Annotated in this window: 10 protein-coding genes; 1 reads left to right on the top strand and 9 read right to left on the bottom strand. The window is 38.0% G+C overall.

What is annotated here, in order from left to right; all coding sequences use genetic code 11:
• The 8 genes from ABIL69_08500 to ABIL69_08465 form a co-directional block, all read right to left on the bottom strand.
• A partial coding sequence (locus ABIL69_08500) for a GAF domain-containing protein (GenBank protein MEO0124023.1) occupies positions 1-1,658 on the bottom strand: 1,658 nt, incomplete at its 3' end.
• A gap of 161 nt (positions 1,659-1,819) precedes the next feature.
• Positions 1,820-2,545: a triose-phosphate isomerase gene (tpiA, locus tag ABIL69_08495; protein MEO0124022.1), complete on the bottom strand. Its 726-nt coding sequence runs from the start codon at positions 2,543-2,545 to the stop codon at positions 1,820-1,822.
• Between the two features lie 34 nt (positions 2,546-2,579).
• The gene (locus ABIL69_08490; GenBank protein MEO0124021.1) at positions 2,580-3,761 is read right to left on the bottom strand and encodes a phosphoglycerate kinase; all 1,182 of its coding nucleotides are present in this window, start codon (positions 3,759-3,761) and stop codon (positions 2,580-2,582) included.
• Complete coding sequence (gene gap, locus ABIL69_08485) at positions 3,761-4,768, bottom strand: type I glyceraldehyde-3-phosphate dehydrogenase (protein ID MEO0124020.1); 1,008 nt, start codon at positions 4,766-4,768, stop codon at positions 3,761-3,763. Before gap ends, ABIL69_08490 begins: the two co-directional genes overlap by 1 nt.
• 166 nt (positions 4,769-4,934) lie before the next feature.
• Entirely contained in the window at positions 4,935-6,065 is a 1,131-nt protein-coding gene (locus tag ABIL69_08480) for an ABC transporter substrate-binding protein (protein MEO0124019.1), read from the bottom strand.
• Positions 6,066-6,233: 168 nt separating this feature from the next.
• A complete protein-coding gene (locus ABIL69_08475; GenBank protein ID MEO0124018.1) occupies positions 6,234-6,791 on the bottom strand; it encodes a Fe-S-containing hydro-lyase in 558 nt (185 codons plus the stop codon).
• Positions 6,792-6,900: 109 nt separating this feature from the next.
• Entirely contained in the window at positions 6,901-7,740 is an 840-nt protein-coding gene (locus tag ABIL69_08470) for a fumarate hydratase (GenBank protein ID MEO0124017.1), read from the bottom strand.
• Between the two features lie 15 nt (positions 7,741-7,755).
• A complete protein-coding gene (locus ABIL69_08465; protein ID MEO0124016.1) occupies positions 7,756-8,403 on the bottom strand; it encodes an MBL fold metallo-hydrolase in 648 nt (215 codons plus the stop codon).
• Between the two features lie 134 nt (positions 8,404-8,537).
• On the opposite strand from ABIL69_08465, the gene ABIL69_08460 reads away from it, so the two are divergent.
• A complete protein-coding gene (locus tag ABIL69_08460) occupies positions 8,538-10,019 on the top strand; it encodes an HD domain-containing phosphohydrolase (protein ID MEO0124015.1) in 1,482 nt (493 codons plus the stop codon).
• Between the two features lie 10 nt (positions 10,020-10,029).
• Here the strand turns inward: ABIL69_08460 and ABIL69_08455 are convergent, their stop codons facing one another.
• On the bottom strand, positions 10,030-11,364 hold the full coding sequence (locus tag ABIL69_08455) for a pitrilysin family protein (GenBank protein MEO0124014.1): 1,335 nt from the start codon (positions 11,362-11,364) through the stop codon (positions 10,030-10,032).
• Positions 11,365-11,366 lie beyond the last annotated feature (2 nt).

The following is an 11,366-nucleotide window of genomic DNA, read 5'->3' as shown; positions in this document are numbered from 1 at the left end:
TTATCATTAAAATTCTTAAAACGGTCAAGATCAATCATCGCCAGACTAACATAGCGTGCATACCCTCTGCCTCGCTTTAATTCATTTTCTAATATTAAATCAAAATGTCTGCGATTGGCGATTTTGGTTAGCGAATCAGTGAGAGACATTTCCTTTGTTTCATTGTAGAGACGGGCATTTTCAATTGCTATCGCAGCCTGAGATGCAAAAATACTAAACATTCTCATATCCTGCTCTGTAAATGCGTTCAATTTTTCACTTTCAATATCCAGAACTCCAATTACACTTTCCCGAACAATCAACGGCACCGCAGCCTCTGATTTAATTGTCTTTTTACCCATTACATAAAACGGGGTTTTACTCACATCCGGGGCATAGTATGGCTTACCGGTTGCAGCAACATAAGCAGTAATCCCTTCTCTTTTGTTGATATTCAAACGGACATTCTTTGATACATATTCCGGATAACCACTTGAAGCCCGAACATATAGTTCATTTGTCTTTTTGTCCACAAGTAAAATAGCACAATTTTCATATCCAAAATTACTGCGAATTACATCAAGAATACGATTGAGAACATCATCAAGTTCAAGGGTAGATATCAATGATTGGGCGATTGTGAATGATACTGATAACTCACGACTCCTTGCAACAGCCTCTTCATACAAACTCGCATTTTGAAAAGCAACACTCAAGCGGTCTGCAATCAGCTCCAAAACCCGCACTGTATCCATATCAAAGGCGTTTATTTCATTGCACTGAATATCAAGTATCCCGCAAAGTTTTTTTCCAATTTTTAATGGAATTGCAACCTCGGATTTTGTGGATGTCTGCCCAAAGGCAATATATCGCTTGTCTGTTGAAACATCATTTACGATCAGTGTTTCTTCAGACTGGACCGCAGAACCAACAATACCCTGACCAAATTGTATTCGTAAATTTCTTGGCACTTCATCTTTAAACCCACGCGAGAGTTTTTTCAAGACAAGTTCATTACCTTCTTTCCAGAATATTGCGACATTGAATTTTTCAAAATATTCAAGGATAGAATCAGTAACACTTTCACAAATTTCCTGTATATTCAAACTTTTGGTTAAACGGTGGACAATCTTGTTAAGCATTGCAAGTTCTCTTGCCCGTCTCATTTCTTCTTCAACCAGTCTGGTATTAGCGATTACGACCGCTGCCTTTGCGGCTATATTACTTAAAAATAACTCATCTTCCCAACTATATGCATTCTCTTTTTTATAATCCTGGATAGTCATCACTCCTTCAACATTTCCTTTATATATCATCGGAACACCAAGCCAACTGTAGGCATTTTTGCCAATGGGATTAATTCCCAGGCGTCTGCATTGTTTCTTCAAATCCCTGTTAATCAAAAGAGGTTTTTTAGTTTTAATCACATACTCCGTCAATCCTCCAGATAACGGTCTGGAGGATGGTTGAATTTCTTTACCTTCTATTGTATAAATTTCAAATTTTATTATATTAGTTTTGGGATTATAAATCGCAATATAAAAATTGCTCGTGTCCATTACCCTGCTTATTTCTTTATAAATCATTCTTATAACCTTGCTCAAATTAAACGACGAACCCAGTATTTGATCTATCCTTCCCAACAATTGAAGTCTTTGTTTCTCATCAACCATTTTCATATTATACTATCATTATATGAAAATTTATTTTAATGTCAATAATTTTTATCACCCCCACCTTAATCCTCCCCCATCAAAGGGGGAGGAAAAAGTAAGATGAACTCAGTGCTTATCACCACGACTGGAAATCGCTCATGCACTTAATCTTCCACAAAAAAATTTTAAATCTGGAATCTTATTATTCTTGCAAAGTCTTCGGGTTTTAGACTTGCGCCACCCACCAGGACACCGTCTATTTCTTTTTGTGCCATTAATGAATCAATATTGCCCGCATTCACACTACCGCCATAAAGAATTGTCACTTGTTTCTTGAATTGATTGCGGATGAGTCTATGGACCTCGCTCGCCTGCTGGGGGGTAGCGGTCTTTCCGGTCCCTATTGCCCAGACCGGCTCATAGGCAAAGATAATCTTGTGGACCTCGGACTCTATATCCTTTAATCCCTCTTTTAGTTGATGCAAAATAACTTCTTCAGTCCTGCCCTGTTCCCGTTCCTTCTCGGTCTCACCTATGCAAAAAATTGAAATCAATCCAATCTCTAATGCGGTCTTCAACTTTTTGTTTATCATTTCATCGGTTTCGCCCATAATATGACGCCTTTCTGAATGTCCGATTATAACATATTCGCACCCCAATGATTTCAAGAATAATCCAGAGATCTCACCGGTGAATGCACCACTCCTTTCCCAGTGCATATTCTGGGAACCGAGTTTGAATCGTGAGTTTCTCAAAATCTCCGCCACTGCTGGTAGTGATGTAAATGGCGGGCAGATTATCACATCCCGGTCTTTCACATCACCAGCAAGTTCTAAAAGTCTCTGGACAAGGACCCTTGACTCTCCGGGATCCTTATTCATCTTCCAGTTTCCAGCAATGATTGGATTCATATCCTGCATCCCATTCTCAAACCATTGACCATTATCATTTATCTTTCAACACCTTTACCCCGGGTAGTTCTTTTCCTTCAAGATATTCTAAGGATGCGCCACCGCCTGTAGAGACATGGCTGATTTTTGATTTCAGGTTGAATTTTTCTAATGCTGCAACTGAATCGCCACCACCAACTATTGAAATTGCACCCTTTTCTGTTGCCTGGGCGATTGCCTTTGCTATTTCTTCAGTCCCTTTTGCATAGTCATCAATCTCAAATACACCCATTGGACCATTCCAGACTATGGTCTTGGCGTTTTGTATCAATTTTTTAATTGCCTCAATTGATTTTTCACCAATGTCTACGCCTATTGCATCCTGCGGAATTTTTACAACATCAACCGTACCGATCTTCTCACCAGCCTTTATCTCTTTAGCAATGACAACATCTTCGGGCAGATAGACCTTGGGATTTTCCAGTAATGGCTTTGTTTCGTTAATAAAATCATCTTCGCAGAGTGATTTACCGATATTCAGTCCCTTTGCCTTATAAAAAGTAAAGCACATTCCACCGCCGATCGCAAGATTATCAACCTTATCAAGTAAGTTTTTCAAAACACCGATCTTCGTTGAAACCTTTGCACCGCCAATTATTGCCAATAATGGTCTTTGCGGATTTTTCAATGCTGATTCAAGGTATTTCAGTTCCTTTTCCATTAAAAATCCACAGGCAGGACTTTCAAAATAATGGGCAATCGCCTCAACCGAGGCATGGGCACGATGTGCTGTGCCGAAGGCATCATTTACATAAATTTCAGCAAGGGATGCAAGTTCTTTTGCAAAATTTGTATCATTCTTTTCTTCTTCAGGATGGAACCTCAAATTTTCAAGCAAGAGAATATCACCCGGTTTTAATCCATCCACAATCTTTCTTACTTCGGAACCAACACAGTCAGGTGCAAATTTTACTTCCCGATTTAATAGTTCACCCAGCCTTTTGGCTGCGGGTTTCAAACTCTGTTTCGGGTCAACCTTTCCCTTTGGTCTGCCAAGATGGCTCGCGATGATGGGGATGCCGCCATTATCAAGAATATATTTTATCGTGGGCAATGATTCTTTTATTCTTGTATCATCGGTGATATTCTGATTTTCATCAAGGGGCACATTGAAGTCCACACGTAGAAAAATCTTTTTACCCTTTATCGGCAGGTCTTTAACCGATAGTTTAGGCATTACTCCCTCCCGATGATATATTCAAGCAAATCTATAATTCTCAATGAATATGCCCATTCGTTATCATACCAGGCAAAAGTTTTAACAATATTGCCATTGACCATGGTTAGCTCAGGGTCAAAGACTGATGAATGGGGATTACCAACAAAATCAATAGAAACCAATGGCTCTTCACAATATTCAAGATATTTACCCAATGGTCCCTGAGCAGCCTTTTTGAATGCCTGGTTGACCTCTTCTTTTGTTGTTGACTTCTCAACTTCACATACAAAATCACAGATTGAAACATCAGCGGTAGGAACTCTAATCGCCACGCCATCAAGTTTACCTTTTAATTCCGGGAATATTTCACCGATCACCTTTGCCGCACCAGTAGAGGTAGGAATCATTGATAATCCGGCTGCCCTTGCCCGACGCAGGTCTTTATGGACCAGATCAAGTATCCTCTGGTCATTCGTATATGCGTGAATGGTTGTTAGATAACCTTTTTTTACAGTAAAATTTTCATGTAATACTTTAACCATAGGTGCAAAACAATTTGTAGTGCAAGAGGCATTGGAAACTATTGTGTCTTTCTTAGGGTCGTATTTGTTTTCATTTATACCCATTACAATCGTGGGAACCTTTGGTTCACCTTTTGCTGGTGCTGTTACTACCACCCTTTTTGCCCCATTTTGCAAGTGTATCTCACATTGAGATCTTTCAGTAAATTTACCAGTTGCTTCAATTACATAATCTATACCCAGTTGTTTCCAGGGCAATTTTGTCGGTTCTTTTTCAGAAAGAACCTTGTATTCCTTACCATCAACAATGATGGCGTCTGATTTTACCTCAACTTTTGCATTAAATTTTTTATGAACTGAATCATATTTTAATAAATGACCAAGTGTCTTTGCATCGCTTATATCGTTTATAGCAACAAATTCAAACTTATCGCTTTTATAACCGGCTCTAAAAACAAGCCTGCCAATTCTTCCAAAACCATTGATTGCGACCTTTGGTTTCATCAAAACCTCCTTATAATGTGATTATACCCAGGAAAAGTCCCAAGTCAAGAATGACTTCCTGAATAACTACAAATTAAAAACGACGCAATGGCAAGCTATTGCGCTCAAGAAGTTATTAAGTGCAGAGTAAACTTTATTGAAATAATTTCTTGTGTTTTTTAAAATATTAAGGCGATACGGTTGCTACATACTCCTGCCCGGTTTTTGTATATTTCAAAATCACCGCGCTCTTTATTGGATTACCATACTCATCAAGTGAAATATTGCCTGAAACTGATTTGAAATCCTTTATTCCTTGGAGTGCCTCTTTAACCTTTACTGGATTATCAGAATTAGCCTTTTTTATTGCCTCAAGTAATAGACAGGTTGCGTCATAACCCAGCGTTGCAAGAGCATCAGGACTGGAACCATATTTTGCCAGATATTTTTTTACCCATTCCTGAACTTCAGGTCTGGGGTCATCCGGTGAATAATGGTTTGTAAAATAGCCACCGACAATTGCATCACCTGCAATCTTAAGCATTTCCGGCGAATCCCAACCATCACCCCCCATAAGGATAGATTTTACTCCTATCTGCCTTGCCTGTTTGGCGATCAGACCAACTTTATTATAATAATCTGGAATATATAAAATATCTGGATTTGCCTGTTTGACCTTTGTCAGTAATGCTGAAAAATCCGTATCATCTTTTTGATATGATTCGTAAACCAATACCTGCCCACCACCTTGAATAAAGTTATCACGATAAAATTCAGCAAGCCCTTTTACATAGTCATTGCCCACATCATAAAGGATTGCGGTTGTCTTTGCCTTCAAATTTTCAAGGGCAAACTTTGCAGCGACCCTTCCCTGAAACGGGTCAATAAAACATGCCCTGAATATAAAATCCTTTCTTGACCCATCATCCCTGATCGTCACCTTGGGATTTGTTGATGTGGGTGTTATCATTACCGCACTCGCATCCTGACAAACCTGTGCTAATGGTATTGAACATTTTGAAGAAACCGAGCCGATTATCAACTTAACGCCATCCTGATTTATGAGCTTGCTTCCTGCGTTCTGTGCTTCAGTAGGGTCGTTTTTGTCATCCTGAATAAAAGTTTTTATCTGTTTTCCATTTATTCCACCCTGTGAATTTACCTCTTCTATCGCTAACAAAAATCCATTCTTTGTAGATTCACCAAAGGTCTTTACATCACCAGTCAATGGTGCGACAAGGCCAATCTTTATAACATTCTCCTGCGGTCCGCAGGAAAGAATCAATACACCAAACAAAATCAAGCATATTTTTTTCACATTATCTCCTTTTTTCAAATCTTTCTTGCAGAGCAAGCTCTGCCACTACAATGGATAAATGCATTGCGCCACACTCCGTCATGCCGTCCATCAAGTAGCGTGGCAGATGGGTGGCAGGCCGCCACTGGAACTTTGGGAAAAACCAGCTTCCCAACCCTAACCCAATAACTATTCCTTCCGGTATTTCTTCATCCCTTCTTCATACAAATCACCACCATAGGCATCATTGGCAACAATCACCGGAAAATCTTCAACCTCAAGTTCTCTTATAGCCTCAGCACCAAGGTCCTCATAAGCAACTATCTTAACAGCCTTAATATTTTTGGCAATAAGTGCTGCTGCACCACCTGTTGCGGCAAAATAGACTGCCTTGTATGCCTTCATTGCATCGCGCACTTCTTTTGAACGCACACCCTTACCAATCATTCCTTTCAAACCAATCTCAAGCAGTTTCGGGGTATAAGGATCACAACGGCCTGATGTTGTAGGACCAGCAGGACCGATCACATAACCAGGTTTTGCTGGTGCAGGTCCAGCATAATAAACAATTTGACCTTTTAAATCAAGCGGCAATGGCTCGCCTTTTTGTGCGAGTTCAAAAAGCCTTTTATGGGCTGCATCCCTTGCCGTGTAAATTTTTCCTGTAATTAAAACGCTGTCACCAATTTTTAATTTTAAAACATCCCCTTCGGAAAGTGGGGTTTTCAATCTAATTGGCTCTGACATAATACCTCCTTTTTCAGCCCGAAGGCTGAACAGATTCACACGGATAATGGCACGGATTTACACGGATATCCTTTTCTCCGTCTCTCCGTTTCACCGATGCTCCGTTTCACTATATTACCGCTGATTTATGTCGTGCGGCGTGGCAATTAATATTAATTGCCGCTGGGAAAGAAGCAATATGTCTTGGATAGACCTCAATAAAAACATCAAGACATGTAATTCTGCCACCTAATCCCATTGGACCAACCCCTGTTTTATTAATCTTCTCCAACAATTCCCTTTCCACATCGGCATAGAACGGATCTGGATGTCTTTCACCGATATTCCTCAAAAGTGCCTTTTTTGCCAGATATGCAACATATTCAAAATTACCACCAATGCCAACACCAACCACAATCGGTGGACAGGGATTTGAACTTGCCTGAACTACAGTATCAATCACAAATTTTTTCACTCCTTCAATACCCGCAGCAGGGGTCATCATTTTAACTGCACTCATATTTTCACTGCCTCCACCCTTTGGCGCAACCGTTATCTTTATTTTATCTCCCGGCACAATTGTAGTATGTATAATCGGTGGTGTATTGTCATTTGTATTTTTGCCTTTAATCGGGTCGGAGAGTATTGATTTTCGCAGATATCCCTCAGTATAACCTTTTGCAACCCCCTCACTGATTGCCTGATTAATATCGCCTTTTACCCGAACATCTGCACCATGTTCAAGAAATATTACGGCAAATCCGGTATCTTGGCATATTGGAATCTGTTCATTTTTTGCAATATCCGCGTTTTTGAGTAATTGATTCAAGATATCCTTGCCAACCGGCGATTCTTCTTTTTCCAGTCCATTTTTTAAGGCATTATATACATCCTCACCTAAAAAATAATTGGCTTCTTTACACAATCGGGCAACTGTATCCACAATTGTGTTATATTCTATTTCTCTCATACAACCTCCCAGAAATTATTTTGTTGGTGTTAATAAGTAAATCATAGTTTTCGCTGGTAGCGTATCTTTTCTAATTTCCAATTCGCCATCAACCTTTTCTATTTCTTTACTTTTAGTAAACTCCTCAACCGGTGCAATTGGAAAATCACATTTAGAAGTTTTGAAATGCATTGGTATCACTACCTTAGGGTTCAGCAAGCTTATAATTGCTTCGGCATCATTAGAATCAATCGTAAAATAACCACCAACAGGGACGAGTAGAATATCCACCTTTCCGATTTTTTCTGCATCAGATTTTGTAAGCGTATGTCCCAGATCTCCAAGATGAACAATATTAATCCCATCTACTTCAATATTGAAAATAACATCCCTTCCCCTTTCTTTTCCTGAACTTTTATCATGATAGACCTCGTATCCAGAGATATTTATGCCTTTTACTTCTTTCTTACCCGATTCACGGACAAAAACAGGATTGCCTTTTATCTTTGTTTCATTGTGGTCATCGTGTTCGTGGGAGATTGTAACGATATCTGCTTCTTCAGTAATCGGGCCATACTTTATACCCCCGCCGTAGCAACCTGGTTTATAAGGATCGGTAATAATTCTAATACCCTTTTCTGAGGTTATTAAAAATGCTGCATGCCCCAGGAATTTTATCTTCATAACCACTCCTTTCTTAAATACTATTAATTATATTCTGATAATTTAAAAAATCAAGCACAATTTGTCTGAATAATTTTTCATAAATGTTAAAAATATATTATTGACAAATTTTAATATATGATTATAATGGAGTTATGAAACTCTACCCCCATAAACCAGGGCTTAAGTTTATTGATGTTTTTGATGTTGCTGTTATAAATCCTTATTATAAATTACTCTTTAAAAATTTGAACGCAGTCATTTATATCATTGACCGTAAAGGCAGGATAATCTATTTAAATGATTTTGTTGAAAAAATCTCACATTATAAAGTCAAAGAACTCTTGGGTAAACATTTCAAGTACATTGTTGCACCTGAATCAATTTATACCGCACGCAAAACCTTTCTTCAGCAGTTAAAAGGAAAGGACATCAAACCTTACGAACTGGTTGTTCTTGATAAAAATAGAAAAAAAATCCATCTAAAAACAAGTGAACATATAATCTTTAAAGAAAACAAGGTTCAGGCAATAATGGGTATCGCAACGGATATTACAGAACATAAAGAATTAACTATGGAATTATCACAGATGGTAAAAGAACTTTATCTACTCCAGCAAATAAGTCAAGAAATTTCTTCAATCCTTGACCTTGAGCTTCTATTACAGCATATTGTGAGGCATCTTAAAGAAACTTTAAATTATGAAAGGGCTGCCGTTGCTTTAATTGATCAGCGAACAAAACAACTTGTGATTAGGGCTGCGGAAAAACCCTATTCAAAAAAGATACAGTCAAGATTGAGACTCAATTTAGGACAGGGCATAACCGGTTATGTTGCGCAAACTGGTAAGCCCTACATTGCGAATGATGTCTCAAAAAATCACTACTATTATATTTTTGACAAAAAAACACAATCTGAAATTGCTGTTCCATTAAAGATAGGTGAAAAAATAATCGGTGTTATTAATATTGAAAGTTATAAAAAAAATGCATTTAGCGAAAAAGATTTAGAACTTTTAATACTGGTTGCTAATCAGGCATCTATCGCCATACAGAACAGCGAGTTATACTCTTCTTTGAAACAGAGTTATCTTGATAGTATCAAAACCCTTGTTTCGGCGATTGAGGCAAAAGACCCATATACATCAGGACATTCAGAAAGGGTGAGAAAGTATGCATTGAAAATAGCGCGAAAGTTAAAACTTCCACCCGAAGAGATAGAAGAACTTGATTATGCTGGATATTTACATGACATTGGAAAAATCGGCATAAGCGATTCAGTATTGACTAAACCAAGCCCCCTAACTGAAGAAGAATATGAAATAGTCAAAGAGCACCCCAAGATCGGACATAATATATTAAAACACGCCCGTCATCTATCCGGTGCCTGCGAAATAATAAAATACGAACATGAAAGGTACGATGGTAATGGCTATCCTAATGGACTTAAAAGAAATGAAATACCTATCGGTGCAAGGATAATCGCAGTTGCTGATGCATATGATGCGATGACCACGGACAGACCTTATCGTAAGGCATTAAGCAAAAACGAAGCAATTAAAAGACTGAAAGAAGGCAGTGGCACACAATTTGACCCCAAGGTTGTAAGGGCATTTTTGAGTATATTAAAAAAATAAAGAACAGGTGTTATTTATCCCACTCTATATCCTCTAACTTAATCATATTTTTATTAACATTCCCTACAATGACGAGACAAACCTCATTTGTCTTGAGATATTTATTTGCTGCCTCTTTTATGTCGTTTATCGTAACATTTTTAACCATTTGTTCGTATCTATCAGGATAATTAAGCCCCAAATTTTCAATCTCAATTCTGGTAATGAAGTTTGTCATCTCCCGGTAGGTGTCAAAATTCAATGGGAAATTTCCGATATAGTACTTTTTTGCCCGTTCAAGTTCATCATTGCTAACACCTTCTTTTACCTTTTTTATTTCCTGTAAAATCAAATTAATCGCCTCGTTTGCAGACTCATTCTTGGTTTGAACCCCAGCAATAAAATAGCCACCAAAATTATAACGGGCAAAAAATGAATATACGCTATAAGCAAGCCCGCGCTTTTCGCGGATTTCGGTAGCAAGCCTTGAAGTCAATCCTGAACCACCCAAGATATAGTTCATCACCCTTGTCGGCATCCAATCTGGTATTTTATTATTTGGACCAAAAAATCCGAGGAAGATGTAAGATTGCGATATATCTTTGTTTATTATCATCCCTTTCTTTCCTTTAGAGTCAGGCAATTGAGCAGAAAAAACAGGAATTTCTTTTCTCCTCCAGTTAGAGAAATATTTTTTAATCTCACATTTTACTGAATCGGTGTTAAAATCTCCGACGAGTATGATTGCCGTATTATTCGGCGCATAATAAGTGTTATAAAAACTCTTTACATCCTCAATGTTAATCTTTTTAATTGTAGTATCAAAACCGAGTGGGTCATGATTAAGTGGGTGTGTCCCGAAAAGGAATCTTCTAAACGCAACCTGCCCAACATAAAATGGGTCATCCAACTGGCTTAAAATTTCTGAATATGTCTGTCTTTGCAATCTCTTAAATTCGGTAGTATCAAAAGAAGGTCTTTGCAAGCATTCTGAGACAATATCCAATAATATATATAAATCTTTGCTCAATACACGACCCGAGATTTCAATATAATCTTCTTGTGTATTTACATCAATATTTGCACCGAGATATTCAATTTTTTCAATCAATTCATCACCTTTATGAAGTTCTGTACCCCTTAATAACATCTTTGCCGTTAGGTTTGCGAGACCTTCTTTACCTAATGGATCATACACACTACCTGATTTGACAACAATTTTAAGTTCAACCATCGGGATTTTGTGGGCTTCACTTAAAAGTATCACAAAACCATTTTCAAGTGTATCCCTTTGAATATTGAATGCGAAAGCAAAATTCAAAAATACAACCAAACTTAACAAAAAATAAATGAATTTTTTTATCATCA

The sequence above is a fragment of the candidate division WOR-3 bacterium genome (genome assembly GCA_039802005.1).
Classification (GTDB): Bacteria; Hydrothermota; Tepidihabitantia; order SM23-42; family JAOAFX01; genus JAOAFX01.
Note: the sequence above shows the minus strand (reverse complement) of the source record. Positions and strands in the feature narration are given on the sequence as shown.